General features: G+C 57.5%; 23 protein-coding genes and 1 pseudogene. 12 read left to right on the top strand and 12 right to left on the bottom strand.

All coding sequences use genetic code 11. The annotated features are described in order from the left end of the window. Positions 1–16: 16 nt before the first annotated feature. Complete coding sequence (locus FW764_RS04050; protein ID WP_446432860.1) at positions 17–1,399, top strand: sodium:solute symporter; 1,383 nt, start codon at positions 17–19, stop codon at positions 1,397–1,399. Positions 1,400–1,533: 134 nt separating this feature from the next. Here the strand turns inward: FW764_RS04050 and FW764_RS04045 are convergent, their stop codons facing one another. Both FW764_RS04045 and ptrR read right to left on the bottom strand, forming a co-directional pair. After that, on the bottom strand, positions 1,534–1,656 hold the full coding sequence (locus FW764_RS04045) for a PA1414 family protein (RefSeq protein ID WP_269457884.1): 123 nt from the start codon (positions 1,654–1,656) through the stop codon (positions 1,534–1,536). Positions 1,657–1,798: 142 nt separating this feature from the next. Beyond that, the gene (ptrR, locus tag FW764_RS04040; protein WP_446432859.1) at positions 1,799–2,692 is read right to left on the bottom strand and encodes a putrescine utilization regulator PtrR; all 894 of its coding nucleotides are present in this window, start codon (positions 2,690–2,692) and stop codon (positions 1,799–1,801) included. A gap of 103 nt (positions 2,693–2,795) precedes the next feature. On the opposite strand from ptrR, the gene FW764_RS04035 reads away from it, so the two are divergent. Further along, a complete protein-coding gene (locus tag FW764_RS04035) occupies positions 2,796–4,013 on the top strand; it encodes an MFS transporter (RefSeq protein ID WP_446432858.1) in 1,218 nt (405 codons plus the stop codon). Between the two features lie 4 nt (positions 4,014–4,017). Here the strand turns inward: FW764_RS04035 and FW764_RS04030 are convergent. From FW764_RS04030 to FW764_RS04020, 3 genes and pseudogenes are all read right to left on the bottom strand, one after another. Further along, positions 4,018–4,482 (bottom strand): annotated as a pseudogene (locus FW764_RS04030) (cytosine permease); the annotation flags it as partial. 51 nt (positions 4,483–4,533) lie between these two features. After that, positions 4,534–4,932, bottom strand: coding sequence for a DUF2177 family protein (locus tag FW764_RS04025; RefSeq protein ID WP_446432857.1), 399 nt, complete (start codon positions 4,930–4,932; stop codon positions 4,534–4,536). A gap of 52 nt (positions 4,933–4,984) precedes the next feature. Beyond that, positions 4,985–5,821, bottom strand: a complete 837-nt coding sequence (locus FW764_RS04020; protein WP_446432856.1) for a CvfB family protein — start codon at positions 5,819–5,821, stop codon at positions 4,985–4,987. Positions 5,822–6,142: 321 nt separating this feature from the next. Between FW764_RS04020 and FW764_RS04015 the strand changes: the two genes are divergently transcribed. The 3 genes from FW764_RS04015 (at position 6,143) to FW764_RS04005 (ending at position 8,199) form a co-directional block, all read left to right on the top strand. After that, positions 6,143–6,322: a hypothetical protein gene (locus FW764_RS04015; protein WP_003193095.1), complete on the top strand. Its 180-nt coding sequence runs from the start codon at positions 6,143–6,145 to the stop codon at positions 6,320–6,322. Between the two features lie 221 nt (positions 6,323–6,543). After that, positions 6,544–7,266: a TorF family putative porin gene (locus tag FW764_RS04010; RefSeq protein WP_446432855.1), complete on the top strand. Its 723-nt coding sequence runs from the start codon at positions 6,544–6,546 to the stop codon at positions 7,264–7,266. A 66-nt stretch (positions 7,267–7,332) separates the two neighbouring features. Next, on the top strand, positions 7,333–8,199 hold the full coding sequence (locus FW764_RS04005; RefSeq protein ID WP_446432854.1) for a DUF6279 family lipoprotein: 867 nt from the start codon (positions 7,333–7,335) through the stop codon (positions 8,197–8,199). Positions 8,200–8,216: 17 nt separating this feature from the next. Here FW764_RS04005 and FW764_RS04000 read toward each other — a convergent pair whose 3' ends face one another. After that, positions 8,217–8,606, bottom strand: a complete 390-nt coding sequence (locus tag FW764_RS04000; protein WP_446432853.1) for a transcriptional regulator — start codon at positions 8,604–8,606, stop codon at positions 8,217–8,219. 155 nt (positions 8,607–8,761) lie between these two features. Here FW764_RS04000 and FW764_RS03995 point away from each other — a divergent pair, with 155 nt between their 5' ends. Continuing rightward, positions 8,762–9,037, top strand: coding sequence for a hypothetical protein (locus tag FW764_RS03995; protein WP_446432852.1), 276 nt, complete (start codon positions 8,762–8,764; stop codon positions 9,035–9,037). A 49-nt stretch (positions 9,038–9,086) separates the two neighbouring features. Here FW764_RS03995 and FW764_RS03990 read toward each other — a convergent pair whose 3' ends face one another. After that, positions 9,087–10,433, bottom strand: a complete 1,347-nt coding sequence (locus FW764_RS03990) for a DEAD/DEAH box helicase (RefSeq protein WP_446432851.1) — start codon at positions 10,431–10,433, stop codon at positions 9,087–9,089. A 193-nt stretch (positions 10,434–10,626) separates the two neighbouring features. Between FW764_RS03990 and FW764_RS03985 the strand changes: the two genes are divergently transcribed. Then, positions 10,627–11,928: a mechanosensitive ion channel family protein gene (locus FW764_RS03985; protein WP_446432850.1), complete on the top strand. Its 1,302-nt coding sequence runs from the start codon at positions 10,627–10,629 to the stop codon at positions 11,926–11,928. A gap of 70 nt (positions 11,929–11,998) precedes the next feature. Here FW764_RS03985 and FW764_RS03980 read toward each other — a convergent pair whose 3' ends face one another. The 5 genes from FW764_RS03980 to FW764_RS03960 form a co-directional block, all read right to left on the bottom strand. Beyond that, positions 11,999–13,240, bottom strand: a complete 1,242-nt coding sequence (locus tag FW764_RS03980) for a hypothetical protein (protein ID WP_446432849.1) — start codon at positions 13,238–13,240, stop codon at positions 11,999–12,001. 1 nt (position 13,241) lies between these two features. Continuing rightward, on the bottom strand, positions 13,242–14,504 hold the full coding sequence (locus FW764_RS03975) for a trypsin-like serine peptidase (protein ID WP_446432848.1): 1,263 nt from the start codon (positions 14,502–14,504) through the stop codon (positions 13,242–13,244). 219 nt (positions 14,505–14,723) lie between these two features. Beyond that, complete coding sequence (locus FW764_RS03970) at positions 14,724–15,587, bottom strand: carboxylate/amino acid/amine transporter (protein WP_446432847.1); 864 nt, start codon at positions 15,585–15,587, stop codon at positions 14,724–14,726. Between the two features lie 203 nt (positions 15,588–15,790). Continuing rightward, entirely contained in the window at positions 15,791–16,390 is a 600-nt protein-coding gene (locus FW764_RS03965; RefSeq protein ID WP_446432846.1) for an FMN-dependent NADH-azoreductase, read from the bottom strand. A gap of 151 nt (positions 16,391–16,541) precedes the next feature. Next, on the bottom strand, positions 16,542–16,856 hold the full coding sequence (locus tag FW764_RS03960; RefSeq protein ID WP_446432845.1) for a 3-phosphoglycerate kinase: 315 nt from the start codon (positions 16,854–16,856) through the stop codon (positions 16,542–16,544). Between the two features lie 49 nt (positions 16,857–16,905). On the opposite strand from FW764_RS03960, the gene FW764_RS03955 reads away from it, so the two are divergent. From FW764_RS03955 to aqpZ, 5 genes are all read left to right on the top strand, one after another. Next, a complete protein-coding gene (locus FW764_RS03955; protein ID WP_446432844.1) occupies positions 16,906–17,829 on the top strand; it encodes a LysR family transcriptional regulator in 924 nt (307 codons plus the stop codon). 14 nt (positions 17,830–17,843) lie between these two features. Continuing rightward, on the top strand, positions 17,844–18,647 hold the full coding sequence (locus FW764_RS03950) for an alpha/beta fold hydrolase (protein ID WP_446432843.1): 804 nt from the start codon (positions 17,844–17,846) through the stop codon (positions 18,645–18,647). Between the two features lie 3 nt (positions 18,648–18,650). Continuing rightward, positions 18,651–19,214, top strand: a complete 564-nt coding sequence (locus tag FW764_RS03945; protein ID WP_446432842.1) for a peptidylprolyl isomerase — start codon at positions 18,651–18,653, stop codon at positions 19,212–19,214. A gap of 94 nt (positions 19,215–19,308) precedes the next feature. Beyond that, a complete protein-coding gene (locus FW764_RS03940; RefSeq protein WP_446432841.1) occupies positions 19,309–21,141 on the top strand; it encodes an ABC transporter ATP-binding protein in 1,833 nt (610 codons plus the stop codon). A 236-nt stretch (positions 21,142–21,377) separates the two neighbouring features. Beyond that, a complete protein-coding gene (gene aqpZ / locus FW764_RS03935; protein WP_446432840.1) occupies positions 21,378–22,079 on the top strand; it encodes an aquaporin Z in 702 nt (233 codons plus the stop codon). Position 22,080: the final 1 nt, after the last annotated feature.

Genomic DNA, 22,080 nt, shown 5'->3' with positions numbered 1-22,080 from the left:
TCGGAGACCCGCCGTCATGGCTTTGGATTTATTCGTCGTACTCATCTACGCCGCCGGCATGCTCGTGCTCGGCTATTACGGCATGCGCCGCGCCAAGACCCACGAAGACTACCTGGTAGCCGGTCGCAACTTGGGCCCGTCGCTGTACATGGGCACCATGGCCGCCACCGTTCTTGGCGGTGCATCCACCGTCGGCACCGTGCGCCTGGGTTATGTGCACGGCATCTCCGGCTTCTGGTTGTGCGCCGCACTGGGCGCCGGGATCATCGCGCTGAACCTGTTCCTGGCCAAACCGCTGCTGAAGCTTAAGATCTTCACCGTCACCCAGGTCCTGGAAAAACGCTACAACCCGATGGCCCGCCAAGCGAGTGCGGTGATCATGCTGGCCTACGCACTGATGATCGGCGTGACCTCGATCCTGGCCATCGGCACCGTGCTGCAAGTGCTGTTCGGCCTGCCGTTCTGGGTCTCGGTGCTGTTGGGCGGTGGCGTGGTGGTGGTGTATTCGACCATTGGCGGCATGTGGTCACTGACCCTGACCGACATCGTGCAGTTCGTGATCAAGACCGTTGGCCTGATGTTTATCCTGCTGCCGATCTGCCTGTACCGCGTTGGCGGCTGGGATCAACTGGTGGCCAAGCTGCCGGCGTCGAATTTCAGCTTCACCGAAATCGGCTGGGATACGATCATCACCTACTTCATGATCTACTTCTTCGGCATCCTGATCGGCCAGGACATTTGGCAACGGGTGTTCACCGCCCGTGACGAGAAAGTCGCCCAGTACGCAGGCACCTTCGCCGGTTTCTACTGCATCCTTTACGGCCTGGCGTGCGCTTTGATCGGCATGGCGGCGCACGTGCTGCTGCCGAACCTGGACAACGTCAACAATGCCTTCGCCGCTATCGTCAAAGCGTCGCTGCCGGACGGCATTCGCGGTCTGGTGATCGCCGCCGCACTGGCCGCAATGATGTCCACCGCCAGCGCCGGTTTACTCGCCGCCTCCACCGTTTTGACCGAAGACCTGCTGCCGCGTTTGCGCGGGGGAAAGCCGTCGAGCCTGAACCTCAACCGTCTGTTCACGATGCTCACGGGCATTGCCGTGCTGGGTATCGCATTGGTCGTGAACGATGTGATCAGCGCCCTGACTTTGGCCTACAACCTGTTGGTGGGCGGCATGCTGATACCGCTGATGGGGGCGATTTTCTGGAAACGGGCGACCACGTCCGGGGCCATTGCATCAATGACCCTGGGCTTCGTGACCGCACTGGCGTTTATGTTCAAGGACGGCTTGGATGCGAACACGCCGATCTACTACAGCCTGGCGATTGGGCTGGTGAGCTTCGTCGTGGTGAGTTTGTTGTCGCCACGACCGGAGAAGGTCGCGGCTCGGGCGATTTGAGCTATAAAGAATTCAGAGCAGTTTCTTCAGCGGGTGCGACGTCGGATGTCGCGCCCGTTTTTTAGTCTTGCGCAACAATAACTGTGGGAGCGGGCTTGCTCGCTCCCACAGTTATTGTTGCGGCGATACTGGCTCTAGCGGCGACGAGGGCGACGCTGCTCGTCATCCGTGCGAATCGGGATCGGTTGCAGCGGTGGCTCGATCAAGCCAAGCGCGACTCCAACGTCATGGAGCCAGTTTTGAATTTTCTCTTTCATGGTTGCCCCCTGTGCGGGTAATGCGGGTCGGCGAGAGTTTTGTCGCCTTTTCCTACAGTGATAGTAGCCCTAAGTCCTAAGTAATGCTTGAACGAAACCACAACGAACTATTACTGAATTGATCCAAATCCTGACGGATCGCTCAAGCAATCGCGCGCGCGTCCTGCAAGGACTCGGCTTTGCCTTCCTGCTGCAGGTCGATCCATGCATTGAGGTTAGCGCCGAGCATACCCTTTCGCCACATCAGCCAGGTCGTTGCGGTAGCAAAAGGCCCTGTCAGGGGATGAACGGACACGCTGCCCTTGCCCGGCAAGCTGTCGAGCATGGATTCGGACATCAATGCCACGCCGGAACCGGCGATTACGCAGGCGAGCATACCCTGATAGGACTCAATCTCAATCGCCCGTCCCATGGCCACCCGCTCGTGAGAAAACCAGGTTTCCAGACGTGCGCGGTAGGCGCAACTGCGGCGGAAAGTGAATACCGAGCGGCCGGCAACATCCTGCGGGCCACGCACGGGTGGGTGATCAGCCTCGCAAATCAGCACCAGGCGCTCTTCGCAAAGCGGCACACCGTCCAGCGTGGCAATGGTCAGCGGGCCATCCACCAACGCCGCGTCCAGCCGCCCAGTGATCAAGCCTTCGAGCAATTCACCGCTGGGCGCCGACTGCACCTGCAGGTTCACCATCGGATACGCCTTGTGGTAGCGGGCCAACAACTGGGGCAAATGAATTGCAGCGGTGCTGTACATGCTGCCCAGCACAAAGTCGCCGGCCGGTTGCCCGCCCTGAACGGCGCCGTGGGCTTCATCGTGCAATGCAATCAGACGGGTGCTGTAGTCCAACAACACTTTTCCCGCAGGAGAAAGCTGCAAACGCTGACGTTCACGTACGAACAACTCAACACCGAGCTGCTCCTCCATCTGCTTAAGCCGGGTCGACAGGTTCGACGGCACGCGATGCAGGCGCTCGGCAGCACGGGTGATGGAGCCCTCTTCTGCCACAGCTTGGAAAAATCGCAATTGACTGAACTCCATACCTTTCTCCAAAACTGAACAAGTTACTCACTATTATTCATTTTTACAGAAAGTCAATTCACTCTAGCCTGAAGGTCGTCGCGTCCTTGCAGGAAACCTGAAGATGTCACCACTGATCCGCTTACTCGCCAGCTTTATCGCCCTGATGATGGCCATGGGCATTGGCCGCTTCGCCCTTACCCCGCAGATGCCGCACTTGCTCAACGAGGGCCAAATCGACCTGACGGGCGCGGGCCTGATTGCCGCCGCCAATTACCTGGGCTACTTCGTCGGCGCGGTGGATTCAATCTTCGCCCGCAGCCACCACCATGTGCGCGGGCGGATGTACGGCGGGCTGTGGCTGTGTGTGCTACTGACGCTGACGTCGTATTGGGCGCAAGGGTTTTGGCCGCATCTACTGCTGCGTTTCGGCACCGGCGTTGCGAGCGCCTGGGCTTTAGTGATGATCACCAGTTTGAGCCAGCCGCTGGCGATCGCCGCCGGGCGTCCGCGCTTGGGTGCCATGGTGTTCGCCGGGCCAGGGCTGGGGATTTTGCTGACCGGTTTACTGGCGCTGGGCTCAAACCTGCTGGGGCAAAGTTCAGCCACGCTGTGGCTGGTGTATGGCGTGGTGGCACTGGTGATGTTACTGGCGATTCTGCCGTTCCTGCCTCAACCGACTACCACGGTTGCACATACCATCAGTGCCGGCAGCAACCAGAGCATCGTGCACCTGGGCTGGATTTATTTTCTCTACGGCCTGGGCTACATCATCCCGGCGACCTTCCTCTCGCAGATGGCCAGCGCGCAATTCAAGGGCGCGTGGCAGGCCGACCTGTTCTGGCCCTGTTTTGGCCTGGCGGCCGCCGTTGGGGTCCTTGTGGTGAGCATGCGCCGCCATAATCCGTACACCACTCGTCGCTGGCTGATGACCACCTTGTGGCTGCAGGCAGCCGGTGTGTTCACCTGCTTGCTGGGCAGTGGCTGGGGCTTGGCGCTGGGGGTGTTACTGTGCGGTACGCCATTCCTGGCGTGCATGATGCTGGTGATGCGGCGTTTGCGAGAAATCGCGCCCCACGGCTATCAGCGCAGCACCGGCTTACTGACGGCAAGCTTTGCCATCGGTCAATTGAGCGGCCCCTTGCTGGCGTCGGTCAGCAGCCATCTGAGTGGCGGCCTGCAACCGGCGTTGGTGATCGCAGGTGCAGGCCTGGCACTGGCTGGCGCGGTGTTGCTGCGCCCGGATACGGCTGTCAGCCAGCAACCCTCGGCGCCGGTTCGCGAACCTATTCTCGCCGCGCAAGGACCAGGAAAAACAGCCGACCCAGCAAGCAGCCGGTAAACCAGGCAAAGCGGGTGAAAATCGACGCGACGTTGGCGACGATATTGATGCCGACATTCGTGGTAACAAACGCAAAGGCGCCGAGCAGTAACGGCATGCTGCGGCACTAGCGGTGGAAATCACAGAAATTCAACGTGGGTACGGAGAAGTACGAAACCACCCACGCCGTTGCCATAATCACCGCCCCAAAAGCCTGCCATCCCGACAAAGATTTCTCCGCCACGGTAAAGCTGATATTCGCCCCGGACACGCCGAAAGCCAGCCGGCAGATCAACGGGTATGGCACCGCCGCTTGCTGACCGGGTTTGGCAACCCGATCAGCGATCAATTGCACAATGCAAATACCTGTAAGCAAGCCGATCAACACCTTTCAACTGACCAACCCGAGCGCGATAAGGCTGACGGCGAAGACGTAACCGCCGACGTTGTGCACGTCACTCATCCAGAAGACGAAGGTGTTGTTCCAGGTCTAAAGGCAGGTACTACGCTCAGCAACGGTGCACATAAATCCTGTACACAGTCAGTGGCCCACCCGATGTGCACACAGGTAGCCAACCGTGCAGCAAGCCGCTGTCAGGAAGGTGCCCCACGCCATGTCCATGATGGCCAGCCCGGCCGACCAACCTTGCAGCGTCGCCCAGTTGCTCAGGTCATACGTGCCGTAGGCCACCAACCCGAGCAAGGCACCCAGGCGCGCGGCGCGTTGCCAACTGCCGCTGGGCAAGACCACGAACACCACGCAACCGATCACATACAGGAGATAGAACAGCACGGCGGGCAACAGGCGGGGCTGGTCAAGCATCAATGGGCCGAGCAGTGACTTGTAGGTCTGGCCCATAAGAACGCCGAGCCAAAGGCCATCGAGCAGCAGGAAGGCAAGCAAGGTGGCGAGGTAAGCGAACAGTGTTTTCTGGGTCATTTACGCAACCTCTGTAGGAGCCCAATCGCTCCTACAGAAGAGCAAACCGCACTCAGCTTAGTTCAATGCGATCCGCGTGAATCACGATCTGACCTTGCTTATAGAGCGCGCCAATGGCCTTTTTGAAGTTGCCTTTGCTCACGCCGAACAAGTTGCTGATCACCGTCGGGTCGCTTTTGTCGCTGACCGGCAGCGTGCCGTTGTTTTCACGCAACTTGGCGAGGATCTTCGAGTTCAGGCTGGAGGCCGCTTCCTGGCCAACCGGCTGCAGGCTCAGGCTGATGTTGCCATCGGCGCGAATCTCTTTGATAAAGCCTTTCTCTTCCTTGCCCGGGCGCAGGAACTTGAACACTTCGTTCTTGTGGATCAGGCCCCAGTGCTTGTTGTTGATGATCGCCTTGAAGCCCATGTCCGTGGCTTCGGCCACCAGCAGATCGACTTCCTGGCCCACCTGATAGTTGGCTGGCGTCTTGTCCAGGTAGCGGTCAAGACGCGCGGTGGCGGTGATGCGCTTGGTGTGCTTGTCGAGGTAGACGTGCACGACGCAATATTCACCGGCAGTCATCTGACGCTTTTCTTCCGAATACGGCAGCAGCAGATCTTTTGGCAACCCCCAGTCGAGGAACACGCCAATGCTGTTGACCTCGACGACTTTCAAACTGGCGAATTCACCGACTTGAACTTTCGGTTTTTCAGTCGTCGCGATAAGTTTGTCATCGCTGTCCAGATAAATGAAAACGTTAAGCCAGTCTTCATCTTCACTGGGAATATCTTTGGGGATGTACCGATTGGGCAAGAGGATTTCGCCCTCTTGCGCACCGTCCAGGTACAAACCAAAGTTAGTGTGTTTAACCACTTGCAAGCTGTTGTAGCGCCCGACTAAAGCCATTTCCAATACCCTCGTTACGTGGGCGGCATTCTACCCGAGTTGCGCCCTGCACGCGCGCGCGCCTGAAAAATCGCGGGTGCAGTGGCGCTGCGATAGCACCGATCCGCTCGTCTGATCAGCGCACCAAATTTGGCCAAAGGCCTGTGGCCGTTTACTCCAATGGTTTCGAGCTAAAACAGTAAGTTAGGCGGTTATTTCAACAACAAACTTTGGCTAATTCTGACCGCGCCAAGTATTGCTCAAAGATATTTGCCAAGCAATTGTCAAGTATTTCCTGTACGATGCCTGGCCAAGTTAATTTTCTACAGGTTAGTGGCCGCCATGCGCGTAAAAGCATCCAACAGCAAAGCAAAGCCAGCTCCAGCCGTTGAAACCAGCGAATCGATCAACAGCCAGATTGCTGCGTTCCTCAAGTCCGGCGGCGAAATCCAGCAAATTGCCAAGGGCGTGAGCGGCCAGACTTTCGGCCCGTCCAAGCAGATCAGCCTGGGCAAAAAGTAAGACTCTCGCAATACACCAAGGCGTTGCATCTAGTCCCTAAGCGTCTTGCCCTCAAGGCGCCAGGACTAGAGCCTGAAACACCCTCTTTACACTACCCGATATTGCGCTAATCGACGAACGGGCCCCACCTTCAGGCTTTCGTCGGTATGCTTGCACACGTCTAGCACGGGCATCTGCCCAATTTTTCCTGTCACTGCTCCTCGCTTTTCATGGAGTGAAGCATGCTTAAGCCCTGCTTTTTTCTGATAACTGCCCTTGCGGCAAGCCCCTTTGCGCAAGCGCAGATTTTTCAGCGTGAGTTGGGCGATTTCGACCTGAAATTGGGCACTACGCCAAGTCGTAGCATGGCCCAAGGCCTTGTAAAGCCTACGTCCCCTGGCAGTGACTCATTTCATGGCGGCCTGGACCTGAGCCATGACAGCGGCCTGTATTTCGGCCAATTCTCCCCGAACATGGGGCTTTCATCTGCCAACAACCTCGAAGTCGACTCCTACATGGGTTTCAAACGCCCTTTTGACAAGACCCTGGGTTATGAAGTGGGCCTGATCCATTACAGCTACCCCAAGCTCAGCCCCCTGGACAGCCAAGAGTTCTATGGCGGCTTGAACCTATTGGGTAATCGCTTTGGCGTCTCCTTCAGCAACGACCCGGACCGCCAGGACAGCACCCTGTTTGCCGACCTTGGCGGCACGCAGCCTTTCGGCATCGGCGTCAGCATGAAGTACACCACACACCAACTGGGCACCCCATCCTCGGTGGAAAGCGGTGCCATCAGCCGCTTCAGCGATTGGTCAGTACAACTCTCCCGCGCGTGGAGGGGCATCGACCTTGACCTGATCTACAGCGACTCAAGCCTCAGCGGCGGCGACTGTTCGGCCTACTCCGGACACAACTCGCAATGCGACGGTCTTTTGACCTTAAAGGCTGTGCAGCCGTTTTATTGATGGGCTGAACTGTCACCCACAGCACGGGTTCACATGCATTACCCTCCTCTGCGCAAGGAATCGCCCATGCTGCGTCGGCTCAAATTTCTGGTGATATTGCTGACCTTCAGCCTGGTGCTCGCCGGTTGCAATCGCGTGGGCCTGGCCTACCGCAATCTGGACGTGATTATTCCCTGGACCCTCAACGACTACCTGGACATGAATGCCGGGCAGAAGAGCTGGTTCAACGACAAACTCCAGGAACACCTGGCCTGGCACTGCACCACGCAGTTACCGGGCTACCTGGATTGGCTCAATCGCCTGCAACAGATGGTCGACAGCAATCAAGTGACTGACGCCGCACTGCAGACGCGTACCGTCGAAGCCAAGCAGGCGATTGCCGAGGTGGCGCGTGAAATTACGCCCTCAGCCATCCAATTGCTGCAAGGCTTGGATGATCAGCAGGTCAAAGACATGAGCGACGCCCTGGCCAAAGACTTGCGTAAGCGCCAGGACGAATACCTCAAACCGCCCCTGGCGCAGCAAATCAAGGAGCGCGCCCAGCGGATGAGCAAACGCCTGAACGCCTGGATCGGCCCACTCAGTGCCAGCCAGCAAAATCGGGTTATGGCGTGGTCTATTGCCCTGGGTGAACAGAACCAGGAATGGATCGGCAACCGTGCGCGTTGGCAGGCGCACCTCATCGCCGCCGTACAGCAGCGTAAAAACGCGGACTTCCCGCAAAAAATACAACAATTACTGGTGGACCGTGAAAGCCTGTGGACTCAGGCGTACAAAGTTGCGTATGCGCAGACGGAAACGGCCGCACGCAGCCTGATTGTCGACCTGATGGCCGAAAGCAGCGTGCAGCAGAGGCTGAAGCTGACGCAAAAAATCGCCAGTGTGCGCAGCGATTTCAAGACGCTAACGTGCCTTAAGGCCGCTCTCCTTTAAATGTGCGACTCTGCGCTTTAAGCGATTTGCGCCTTTGAGGCCACTTCAGCAAACGTCTCTGGGTCCAATGCATCAGGCTGCTCATCCAAGACTTGGCGAGGATGATCATTGCCCGGGATGGAGCTATCGATCAGCGCCAGCAACTGAGCGCCCAACGCGGTCAGGATGAAGTTCTCACCATTCCCGCCCTCTTCCTCCGGCCGCGATTCGATAAACCCACGTTTGAACAGCAGCGCTTCGTAATCGGCAGCGGTCTTTTTCAACGCATCCAAATTGCCCGTGGACTCGCCCGCGGTGGCCTTCTCCGCAGCTTCCTGCTCGGCATACTTGCGCGGTGCAAAGCTGCCTTCGCCGTTCTGCACTTCATGCAGCAGACGTTCGATCAAATCCCAATTGTAAGTCGTCATCCTGATTCCTCCTGCAGGCCAATGAAAAGTTAGCCCGTCAAGAGGTGTGACATGCCTCGTCTCTGACCGTTCAGCCGAATAGACGGCCGTCATTTCTCGGAACTTTCCAGACGTTCGCCTCCTCAACTAAGCACGACTGCCAAGGAGGTCCGACCATGAAAACCCTGATAAACCTGGCCATTGCCGCCACGCTGCTGACCGCGCTGCCCACCTGGGCGTGCACGCCTGAAGAAGCCACGGCGAAACGCGAACAATTGGCCCAGGAAGTGACCAAGCTCACTAAACAGAACCCGACCAAGGCCAAGGAAATGAATGCAGAGCTGCAAAAAATGGACATGGACACGACGGCCGCTGATTTACCTGACAAATGCCAGTTGATCGATCAGCGCCTTAAAGACCTCGATAAAGCTGCTACCGAGACAAAAAATTGAAGGCATAAAAAAACCGGACATCGTCCGGTTTTTTAATGCCCGCACAGCCTTACTCGGCAGCTGGCGCTTCTGGCTTACGACGCTTGAGCGGCGCCATGCCGTCCTTGCTCACGAGCGACAGATTGTCGGTCTTCGGCCGGTTGGCAATCTTGCGCTTGGTCGGCGACTTGGCACCGGCCTTTTTCTTGTCGCCCTTGGCGTCGACTTTTTTCTTCTTCACGCCAACCGCCTTGCCCGACGCTTTGACCTTCTTCGGCCCGGTATAGGTGCCTTTGACTTCCTTGATGGTGCGGCGCTCGAACGACTGCTTGAGGTAGCGCTCGATGCTCGACATCAGGTTCCAGTCGCCGTGGCAGATCAGCGAGATCGCCAGGCCATCGTTGCCAGCCCGCCCGGTACGGCCAATACGGTGCACGTATTCGTCGCCGCTGCGGGGCATGTCGAAGTTGATCACCATGTCCAGGCCATCCACGTCCAGTCCGCGAGCGGCGACATCGGTGGCAACCAGGATCTTCACGCCGCCAGCCTTCAGACGGTCAATGGCCAGCTTGCGGTCCTTCTGGTCCTTCTCACCGTGCAGCACGAACGCTTTGTAGTCCTGTGCCACCAGGCGACCGTAAATACGGTCAGCGGCAGCACGAGTGTTGGTGAACACGATGGCCTTCTGATAGGTCTCGTTGGCCAACAGCCAGTTCAGGATTTGTTCTTTGTGGACGTTGTGGTCGGCAGTGACGATCTGCTGACGCGTGGTAGCGTTCAGGTCACTGACGTTATTGACCTGCAAGTGCTCAGGGTCGTTCAGGACTTTGGCGACCATGTCGCGCAGGGTCGAGCCGCCAGTAGTGGCGGAGAAGAGCATGGTCTGCTGGCGATTCACACATTCAGCCACCAAGCGCTGCACGTCGTCGGCAAAGCCCATGTCGAGCATGCGGTCGGCTTCGTCGAGCACCAGTACTTCAACTTCCTTGAGGTCGAGGTTGCCGGCGTTGAGTTGCTCGATCATGCGCCCTGGCGTGCCGATCAGAATATCCGGCACCTTGCGCAGCATAGCCGCCTGGACCTTGAAGTCTTCGCCGCCAGTGATCAGGCCGGACTTAATGAAGGTGAACTGCGAGAAGCGCTCCACTTCTTTCAGGGTCTGCTGGGCCAGCTCGCGGGTCGGCAGCAGGATCAAGGTCTTGATGCTGACACGGACTTTAGCCGGGCCGATCAGGCGGTGCAGAATCGGCAGGACGAAAGCGGCGGTCTTACCACTCCCGGTTTGAGCCGTCACCCGCAGGTCACGCCCTTGGAGCGCGAGCGGTATGGCCGCTGCTTGCACAGGCGTAGGCTCGACAAATTTAAGCTCGGCCACGGCTTTGAGCAGGCGTTCGTGCAGGGCGAATTGGGAAAACACGGGTGCTACCTCGAAGAAATACAAAATATCAGCTGCATAGGGTAACGGTTTCGGGCGTCCAAACCGAGTTTCTTTACGCGAACGGGGCTAATCAGCTGCTTTTTTGTCAGGATATTTGTCTACGACGTCAACTTAGTCGCACTTAAATGCTCTAATCGGCCCGTGTTGTCTTACAGAAGAATCGGTTTCACCCATGGATATCAAACAGTTCTGGCTCAACGTCCAAGACCTTTGGGGCGCACTCGATCAACACCCGCTGCTGCATGCAAGCTTAGGTTTGGTGGTATTGCTGGTGGTGGCCCTGCTGCTCGGACGGGTCGCACGCTACCTCATCCTCCACGCCGTCAAATTGCTCGGCCGGCAACCGGCGCTGCACTGGCTCAATGACCTGCGGCACAACAAAGTCTTCCACCGCCTGGCGCAGATGACGCCGTCCCTGGTGATCCAGTTCGGCCTGTACCTGGTGCCGGACGTGAGCAAGACCGCCACGCTGTTCATCGGCAACGTGGCCCTGGCGTTCACCATCCTGTTCATGACACTGGCTGTGAGCGCCCTGCTCAATGCGCTGCTGGATATCTACGCGCGCACTGAACATGCGCGTACCCGCTCGATCAAGGGCTATGTGCAACTGGCAAAAATGGTGCTGTTCGTGTTTGCCGCGATCATCATCGTCGCCACCCTGATCGACCGTTCGCCGCTGTTGCTGCTGTCCGGTTTGGGCGCCATGTCGGCGGTGATCTTGTTGGTGTACAAGGACACGCTGCTGTCGTTTGTCGCCAGTGTGCAATTGACCAGCAACGACATGCTGCGGGTCGGCGACTGGATCGAAATGCCCCAGGTCGGCGCCGACGGTGACGTGGTCGACATCACCCTGCACACGGTCAAAGTGCAGAACTTCGACAAGACCATCGTCTCGATTCCTACCTGGCGCCTGATGTCCGAGTCGTTCAAGAACTGGCGCGGCATGCAGGCGTCCGGCGGGCGCCGTATCAAGCGCAGCCTGTACATCGACGCCAGCGGCGTGCGCTTCCTGCGTGGCGAGGAAGAAGTACGCATGACCCAGGTGCACCTGCTCACCGACTACATCGGCCGCAAGCAGGCCGAACTCAAGGCCTGGAACGAAGCCCAGGGCGACAGCTCCCAGCTGTCAGCCAACCGCCGCCGCATGACCAACCTCGGCACCTTTCGCGCCTATGCCCTGGCCTATCTGAAAAGCCACCCGGACATCCAGCCGAACATGACCTGCATGGTGCGCCAGATGCAAACCACCGCACAGGGCGTGCCGCTGGAAATCTACTGCTTCACGCGCACCACGGCGTGGGCAGATTACGAGCGCATTCAGGGGGATATTTTTGATTATCTGCTGGCGGTGCTGCCGGAATTCGGCTTGAGTCTGTATCAGCAGCCGAGTGGCGGTGACTTGCGGGCAGGGATGTTGCCAGCGGTGTTGGGGGCCAGTCATTTACCGGCGTCCGAAAGCCACGCGATTTTATAGCGTCTTCCCCCCTGAATAGTTGGTTGTCACCAACTATTCAGGGGGGCGGAGGCTGCCGATTAACAATCACTTATCGACACATTCCTGCCATCTCCACTTTCGGGTCCTGACTTCTGTTGCATATCTGCCCGCCGCGCTCGGCAAGCGACCATGCGCTTGCTGCCGCGTTACCGGCATTCCTCGTGGTTTCACACGCCGAATCCATAGCATAGCCAGCTCGCAGCCGAACTTCGGCAGAAGTGAACTGACCTGTTTTGAAATGAATCTGGGCTTGCTGGAGCTTCTCCATTTCCGTCGATAACGCTGTACATAAGTCGGCCGCATTGCTTCGATATTTGGAAGCGTTTGCCAGTTCATCTGCTTCCGCTTTTGCAACAGCCTTTGGGTCAAGCTTGGCGACAGCCATATCAACGGCCTTTTGCTTGTTCGCGGCGACAAAGCTCGCGACGGACTGCAGCCATGCTGTTGGATGAGGTGTCTCAGCCACGGTAACGGTCAAATTGACCGGCCCGGCAAAATCTTTTCCCGCTCCTCCTTCTACCGAAGGGACCACTACCCATAACCCGCTGGTCTGCAACGACTGCTTGGCCCTTACAGTGCGTGGCGTTACCCCGTCCCCGCCTAGAAAAACCTCTAGAACGGTATCGCCGCTAACCCGCGTGGATTTGGTCGGCTTAGAGGCCGTTACCAAGATTGAAAAGCCTTTGACTTTGTCTTCTTTCATCGTAGAGATCGGCTGAGGATAATAAATCTTTCTAACTTCTGGAATTACCGCTACAACCGGGCCTCCTTCCGGCTGACGAAAGGATATTTCAGCAAAAAAAGTGGGCGTCCCTAGGCTCCAATCTCTCCATTTACTAACAAGCTCAGACGAAACCGTCTTGCAAGACACAGGATTGTACCAGTTTCCTTTTTTCCCTTTTACGGGCAAGCAGAACTGCCCCTCGGCAACGCGCGGAGCAACAACGACGTAGAGGCACCCCCTCATCTTAATTTTTTCATCCTGAACTTTAAACAGATAGTCGGGATTTTGCCCCGTGATAGTGACAGTTTCCTTGTCCGCCTTTGCCGCTTGCGCGACAGCATCAGTGACATAACCAACTACAAGCTCGCTGGCCTTAGTGACACCCCAGGTCACTGCGGCAGCGCCCAACAGCGACTCACTAACCCCTTGTGTGCCCGTGCAAGCCTGATCACTAAAAAACGCTCTTGCTATAATAGGCCCCTCCTCCGTCTCACGCGGTTTAACATCAAAATAACTACACCCTGCGACAAACACACCTAACACGATAACCACTACATTTTTAATCATTTTAGAACGCTCCATTTTTCCCTACGTTGTAAGCGGAATAATCAGACGCATCAAAATTTGCGCTTGAAGTCGCACAGGCAGGCCAGCCTCCACTCTGAGCCAGGCCCGGCGTTCCAGAGTGAATACCCACCACTTCAATAACATCATCGTTACCAGAGGATTTTGAATACACCGCAGCAATCATAGGACTGCCACTGTATCCCTCCGATGTTTGGCAGGTGTGATAAATACACGACTGACTGACGGCCACTACCCTGCACTGAGCGGCCGCGGAGTTGCTCCATCTAATTGAATCTTGCCACTCCACGCTTGGATTAGAGCCCCCTAGATTCTGATAAGCCCTTTGCATCGCAATCGCTTGATCCAGGAGTGCAAACGGTCCGGCAATCCATAGCAATTGCTTGGCTTGAGCAGGTTTGAAAAGTACTTTTGGCAATGGCTCTGCTGAGGGCGATTTTATGGTTTCAACAGCAATACTGACCGGATCTTTTTCGATATCAAAACCCGTCGCTGTCCTCAATCCGACTATTGCTTCTTTTGACAGGATGACTTTTCGCTTCAAGTCCATGCTCTGAATACTGAAACCAGAAAATTCACCCGAGTTAAACTCTTCAAGCACCGCGCCGCTAGACTGCCGAATAAAACAGTGCCGAGCAGTCATCATCGTTTTTTCATCCAGCAACAATCCTGTACAAAACGCCTTGCCGAGATATGACATGACAACCAAAGAACGCTGCGGCACCTGTGGATCACTGACATTTTTTTGCTTTTCCGTGCGGGTGAGACAATTTCGATCCAGCGCCAACAGAGCGCACGCATACTTCTTATCATTGGCGACCGGCTCAAGCGCTTGTAGCGTTGAGACGGACGTCGAACAGCTATCGACCTTACTTTTCTGAATAAAAAAAGGGACGCTTTTGCCGTTTGAAATAACGTTATCATCAGGATCAGGAATCACAACATGCGTATTATCCGCCTCTTTTGGCGCAAACCGATTACTCAGCGAAACCAAGGTATTTTGCGAGTCTCGATACCTCATTCTATTGCCAAGCTCTTTAATTAACTTGATATTCTCATACGTATTTTTACCCTCCCACTTGCTGTTTATCTTTCCACTATGAGGCGGCGCGCAGAAATCAGTGAAGTTGTCCGCTCGCGAAAAATCCGTAGTGAACATATTCACCGAAAAGACAGCGATAAACACTGTGCCCTTTAGATGAAAGCAGCAAGCCGTCAAAACAGATATCGTTTTTTTCTCAGCCATGATGAACACCCATATTCAAGAAGAACAAGGCCTCAGGGTCTGACTCACACAGAAAGGACAAAACACCTCAAGCCAATAAACTTAGCTAGCTCATCAACTCTTATGCCTTATTCAGGGTGATGATCCGTTGGTTTCCGTACACTGAGTGAGCATAGTCAATATTTAGAAACAATCTACAAGGGCCAATAATAGAATTACCGACCCACTGAGTAACTTCGACTAGTGAGTTAACCGGCGTACTGCCCCCAACCGACTGATCCACACCGCCCCCAAAATCACCAACCCGCCCAACGCCAGCCTCCCCAGCGGCTCATGCTGGTTCCAGATCAGCAAGTTCAGCAGCAACCCCACCGGCACATGCAGGTTGTTCATCACGGCCAAGGTGCCGCCGTTGACCAGGCAGGCGCCCTTGTTCCACCAGTACATACCCAGCGCGGTGCTGACCAACCCGAGGAACACCAACACGCCCCATTGCAGTGGCGCCTGCGGCAGGAAGTCGGCCTTGCCGAACAGCACGAATGCTGGCAACACCACGATCAAAGCACCCAGGTAGAAGTAGCCAAAACGCCGGTAATGCGGCAAGTCGCTCGGATAGCGCGCCACCAGATGCTTGTACATCACCTGCCCAGCCGCGTAGGTGAAGTTGGCCAGTTGCAGCAGCAAAAAACCGCCGAGGAAGTGCGGGGTGATCTGGTCGAAGCGGATTACCGCCGCGCCGCCCACTGCCACCAGTGCAGCGATCAGCGCCCAAGGGTTGAAGCGCCGGTTGAGGGCGTCTTCGATCAGGGTCACGTGCAACGGCGTGAGAATAGTGAACAGCAACACCTCAGGCACAGTGAGCACACGAAAGCTCAGGTACAAGCACACGTAGGTCACACCAAACTGCAGCGCACCGATCACCAACATACCGCGCATGAACGCAGGTTCGACCGAGCGCCAGCGGGTCAGCGGGATAAACACCAGCCCAGCCAATACCACGCGCACCAGCACGGCGAAGTAGCTGTCGACGTGACCGGCGAGGTATTCGCCGATCAAGCTGAAGGAAAATGCCTGAATCAGGGTGACAACCAGTAGATAGCCCATGCGCGCCTCGTTTCGAATGGGCGCGACTTTAAGGGTTTTCGGTGTTTGACGAAACTCGAGGCAAAAAAAACCCGACCTCGCTAAAGCGTCAGTCGGGCAGGAGCACTCAGGAGCAACAAGTGCAAAGGGAGGTTCGATACGCGTACTTGAAGGGTTTGCGTGGGGCGATATAAACACCACGCGATTATGTGACGATTAAACGATCAAGCGACCTGAGCCAGCAGCGCTTTAGCGTGGTTGATGCCCTTCTCCTGGAAGTCCCCGCTCAGGTTCACTCCTTCGGCGTGAATAAAGGTGACGTCATGAATCCCGATAAAAGCCATGACCTGACGCAGGTACGGTTCCTGGTGATCGGAGGTGGCACCGGTGTGGATGCCGCCCCGCGCGGTCAGCACAATGGCGCGCTTGCCAGTGAGCAAACCCTGAGGGCCGGTGGCGGTGTACTTGAAGGTCACCCCGGCGCGCAACACGTGGTCCAACCAGGCTTTGAGGGTGCTGGGGATGGCGAAGTTGTACATCGGCGCTGCCATCACCAGCACGTCGGCAGCCAGCAGTTCGTCGGTCAATTCATTGGAGCGGTCCAGAGAAGCCTGTTCAATGCCGCTGCGCTGTTCGGCGGGCTTCATCCAGCCGCCGAGCAGGTTGGCATCCAAGTGCGGGACCGGGTTAAGGGCCACGTCGCGCACAGTGATCTGATCCGCCGGATGAGCGACCTGCCATTGGCCGATGAACTGTTGGGTCAGCTGGCGGGAGATCGAATCTTGCTGGCGGGCGCTGCTTTCGATGATCAGAACATTGGACATGGCTAGGTAGGCTCCATCTGTAAGTGCTGTAAGGCGATAGAGAAAAGATTAACCAGGGCTCATTCGATAAAAAAGCGCAAAAAACTGCTACAACCCATCTATAAATTTGTTTATAAGCGGAGTATTGCTGTGAGCATGCTCCGCCGCCGGTTTATTTTGGGGCGCACGCCAGGGCGATGCGCATCTTGATGATGGCGCGGCTGAACTTGACGGTTGTGTTGGTGCTTTTGCCCGCCAGCACCGTGACCTTGCGATTACGCGGTGATTCCGGGCCGTTGGTGAAGGTTACTAAACATACCGCATCGACAGTGCCGTAGTTATTGAGTCGGATCGAACTGATGTCGCCGTCCACATCGGAGGCGGTGTAGTCCACTTGCACGCCGTCGATCTTTTTTGTCACGTCGATGGGATAGGCAAATGCGCTCATCGGCAGCAGCGCCAGCAACACACAACAGAATTTTCTCATTCGGCAGTCTCCAATAAGGACCGCCAGCTTAGGACAAGAGGAGCTCATCTTGAAAGCGCCCCGCGTTACCCTCGATCAATGGCGCACGCTGCAAGCGGTGGTCGACCATGGTGGCTTCGCACAAGCGGCTGAAGCGCTGCACCGCTCGCAATCCTCGGTGAGTTACACCGTGGCGCGCATGCAAGACCAGCTCGGCGTGCCGCTGTTGCGCATCGACGGTCGCAAGGCGGTGCTCACCGACGCCGGTGAAGTGCTGTTGCGCCGCTCCCGGCAACTGGTGAAAAACGCCAGCCAACTGGAAGACCTCGCCCACCATATGGAACAGGGCTGGGAGGCCGAAGTGCGGTTGGTGGTGGATGCCGCCTACCCGAATGCGCGCCTGGTACGCGCCCTCACCGCCTTTATGCCGCAAAGCCGTGGCTGTCGCGTGCGCCTGCGCGAAGAAGTGTTGTCGGGTGTGGAAGAACTGCTGATGGACGGTATGGCCGACCTGGCCATCAGCGGCTTCGTCATCCCCGGCTACCTGGGCACGGAAATGAGCGACGTGGAGTTTATCGCCGTGGCCCATCCCGACCATTCGCTGCATCGCCTCAACCGCGAGCTGAGCTTCCAGGACCTGGAAAGCCAGATGCAGGTGGTGATCCGCGATTCCGGCCGCCAGCAGCCGCGTGACGTAGGCTGGCTGGGCGCCGAACAGCGCTGGACCGTCGGCAGCCTGGCCACCGCCGCGACCTTCGTCAGCAGCGGCCTGGGCTTTGCGTGGTTGCCCCGGCACATGATCGAGCGCGAACTCAACGAAGGCCTGCTCAAGCAGCTACCCTTGGAAAAGGGCGGCAGCCGCAACCCGACGTTCTACCTGTACGCGAACAAGGACAAACCCCTGGGCCCAGCCACACAGATCCTCGTGGAGTTGCTGCGCACCTTTGACACCGCTCCCCTGGACGCGCCTTTCGCCGCCCCCGAGCAAGCCTGAAACGGAGTTCATGCATGGCCTGGTTCGACCATGAAGGCTGCAGCCTGCATTACGAGGAATACGGCCACGGCACTCCGCTGATCCTGATCCATGGCCTGGGCTCCAGCAGTCAGGATTGGGAGCTGCAAATCCCGGTGCTGGCCCGGCATTACCGCCTGATCGTGGTGGATGTGCGCGGCCATGGACGCTCCGACAAACCCCGCGAGCGCTACAGCATCCAAGGCTTCACCTTCGATCTGCTGGCCCTGATCGAACACTTGAACCTGCCACCCGCCCATGTGGTGGGCTTGTCCATGGGCGGCATGATCGCCTTTCAGTTGGCGGTGGATGAGCCCGGCTTGGTCAAGAGCCTGTGTATCGTCAACAGCGCCCCCGAGGTCAAGGTGCGCAGCGCCGATGACTATTGGCAGTGGGCCAAGCGCTGGAGCCTGGCGCGTTTGCTCAGCCTGGCCACCATCGGCAAGGCGTTGGGCGAGCGATTGTTCCCCAAACCGCATCAGGCCGACCTGCGCCGCAAGATGGCCGAACGCTGGGCAAAAAACGACAAACGTGCTTATCTCGCCAGCTTCGACGCGATTGTGGGCTGGGGCGTGCTGGAACAACTTTCCAGGATTACCTGTCCTACCCTGATCATCAGCGCCGACCACGACTACACACCCGTGGCGCAGAAACAAAACTATGTAAAACTGCTGCCCGATGCGCGACTGGTGGTGATCGAAGATTCCCGCCATGCCACGCCCTTGGATCAACCCGAAGTCTTTAACGCTACCTTGCTCGATTTTCTAAAGACAGTCGAAACCACTACCCAGGATCACTGACCCATGTTGAAAAAAATCGCCTTCTTTGCCGGTTCTGTTCTGTTCGCCGCCAACCTGATGGCCGCCGAGACCGCCAAAGCGCCTCACGTCCTGATCACCACCACCAATGGCAACATTGAAATCGAACTGGACCCGGTCAAGGCGCCGATCAGCACCAAGAACTTCCTGGCCTATGTCGACAAGGGCTTCTACACCAACACGATTTTCCACCGTGTGATCCCCGGCTTCATGGTCCAGGGCGGTGGGTTCACCCAGTCGATGTCGCAAAAACCGACCGAAGCCCCGATCAAGAACGAAGCCAGCAACGGCCTGCATAACGTACGTGGCACCCTGTCAATGGCGCGCACCAATGATCCGAATTCGGCCACCAGCCAGTTCTTCATCAACGTCGCCGACAATGCATTCCTCGACCCAGGCCGTGACGCCGGTTACGCCGTGTTCGCCAAAGTGGTCAAAGGCATGGACGTGGTCGATGTCATCGTCAACTCGCAAACCACCACCAAGCAGGGCATGCAAAACGTGCCTATCGATCCTGTTCTGATCAAGTCGGCCAAGCGCATCGACTGAGGTCTGCAGGGCGTTCTTCAGGTAGCCCCGCGCGGTGCCCACAAGGCACCGCGCGCATTTGAACAGGAGAGCCCGCCAGGCGGGCGTCAACCTAATGCTCTATCGTCGTTTTGAACAACTGATCGATATCTTCCGCGCCGCCCCCAGCGACGCCCCACCCGACAAAGTCCTGCCCTTCTACCTCTACTATCTGCGCCAAGTGTGGCCAAGCTTTGCCGCTTTGCTGGTTGTCGGTCTGATCGGCGCACTGATTGAAGTGGCGTTGTTCAGCTACCTCAGCCGCATCATCGACCTGGCTCAAGGCACACCACCGGCCAACTTCTTCCAGATTCACAGCGCCGAGCTGATCTGGATGGCTGTGGTCGCCCTATTGCTACGCCCGATCTTCAACGGCCTGCATGACTTGCTGGTGCACCAGACCATCAACCCCGGCATGACCAGCCTGATCCGTTGGCAGAACCACAGCTACGTGCTCAAGCAGAGCCTGAATTTCTTCCAGAACGATTTCGCCGGGCGCATCGCCCAGCGCATCATGCAAACCGGCAACTCCTTGCGCGACTCGGCGGTGGCGACGGCGGAGGCCATCTGGCACGTGTCGATCTACGCCATCAGCGCACTGGTGTTGTTTGCCGAGGCCGACTGGCGATTGATGATCCCGCTGATCACCTGGATTATTTTTTACAGCCTGGCCTTGCGTTACTTCGTGCCGCGCGTAAAGGAGCGCTCGGTGATCTCCTCCGAAGCGCGTTCCAAACTGATGGGCCGCATTGTCGACGGCTACACCAACATCACCACCTTGAAGCTGTTCGCCCATACGCAGAATGAGCAGGAATACGCCAAGGAAGCGATCATCGAGCAGACCGAAAAAACCCAACTGGCCGCCCGCGTGCTGACCAGCATGGACGTGACGATTGCCATCTTGAACGGCCTGCTGATCGTCACCACCACCGGCCTGGCGTTGTGGTTGTGGACCCAGTCGCTGATCTCCGTGGGTGCGATTGCCCTGGCCACCGGCCTGGTGATTCGCATCGTCAACATGTCCGGCTGGATCATGTGGGTGGTCAACGGCATTTTCGAAAACATCGGCATCGTGCAAGACGGCCTGAAAACCATCGCTGCGCCGCTGGCGGTCACCGACCGCGAAAATGCCCCACACCTGAACGTGCCGCATGGCGAAGTACGCTTCGAGCAGGTGGATTTTCACTACGGCAAGAAGAGCGGAATCATTGGCGGCTTGAATCTGAACATCAAGGCCGGGGAAAAGATCGGCCTGATCGGCCCGTCCGGCGCGGGCAAGTCGACCCTGGTCAACCTGCTGCTGCGCCTGTACGACCTGCAAGGCGGGCGCATCCTGATCGACGGCCAGAACATCGCCGAAGTCGCCCAGGAAAGCCTGCGTGCACAGATCGGCATGATCACCCAGGACACCTCGCTGCTGCACCGTTCGATCCGTGACAACCTGCTGTATGGCAAGCCGGATGCCACCGACGAAGAACTCACCGCCGCCATCCGCAAGGCTCGCGCCGATGAGTTCATTCCGCTGTTATCGGATGCCGAAGGCCGCACCGGGCTGGACGCCCATGTGGGTGAGCGCGGAGTGAAACTCTCCGGTGGGCAACGCCAACGTATCGCCATCGCGCGGGTACTGCTCAAGGACGCGCCGATTCTGATCATGGATGAGGCCACCTCGGCACTGGACTCGGAAGTCGAAGCCGCGATCCAGGAAAGCCTGGAAACCCTGATGCAGGGCAAGACGGTGATTGCAATTGCACACCGGTTGTCGACCATTGCACGCATGGACCGTTTAGTGGTGCTGGAGAAAGGGCAAATCGCCGAGACCGGCAGCCATGCCGAGTTGCTGACCCATGGCGGGTTGTATGCCAGGTTGTGGCAGCACCAGACAGGGGGGTTTGTCGGCATCGATTAAAAGTACACCAATGAACAATGTGTGGCTTGCCTGCGATGACGGAGCATCAGGCGACCTCATTGTCGCTCAATCAGCTCCAGGCTCCCTATTCATGGGCCCTGGCGTTTTTTATGGCCTGGATTTGCCACAAAACCCTGCTTCAATCAAAGCAGGGCCCAGAGGGGCGCTGAAGTAAATCTGCAGGGAGCATCACTGGTTTACTAATTGGGTAGAGCGATCTATCAAGGACGGGCGGCATGTCTTTGTTCAAACGTTCAGTCACAGAGGGCTTAGGTACGTTTTGGCTGGTGTTGGGCGGTTGCGGGAGTGCGGTGTTGGCCGCAGCGTTCCCCGCCGTCGGGATTGGTTTGCTGGGTGTAGCCCTGGCTTTCGGGCTTACGGTGTTGACCATGGCGTTCGCCATCGGGCATATCAGCGGCTGTCATCTCAACCCGGCAGTGTCAGTGGGGCTGGTCGTGGGCGGGCGGTTTCCGGCCAAGGAGCTACCGGCTTACATCATCGCGCAGGTGATAGGGGGCACCGTCGCCGCTGCGCTGCTGTACTTCATTGCCAGCGGCAAACCGGGATTCGAACTGGCGTCGGGTCTGGCCTCCAATGGCTATGGCGAGCATTCGCCCGGTGGTTACTCAATGGCAGCAGGGTTTGTCTGTGAGCTGGTGATGACAGCGATGTTCGTGCTGATCATTCTAGGCGCCACCGACCGTCGTGCCCCGCCGGGCCTCGCGCCCATCGCCATTGGGCTGGCCTTGACCCTGATCCATTTGATCTCCATTCCCGTGACCAACACGTCGGTCAACCCGGCGCGCAGTACCGGCCCGGCACTGATCGTCGGCGGGTGGGCGCTTCAGCAGTTATGGATGTTCTGGCTGGCGCCGATCCTCGGCGCGGTGATCGGCGGCGTGACCTATCGATGGCTGGGCAAGGAGGACTCGGCCTGAG

This window comes from Pseudomonas sp. 1152_12, from assembly GCF_052850675.1.
The sequence above is the reverse complement of the archived record's forward strand: the minus strand, read 5'-3'. Positions and strand labels throughout refer to the sequence as shown.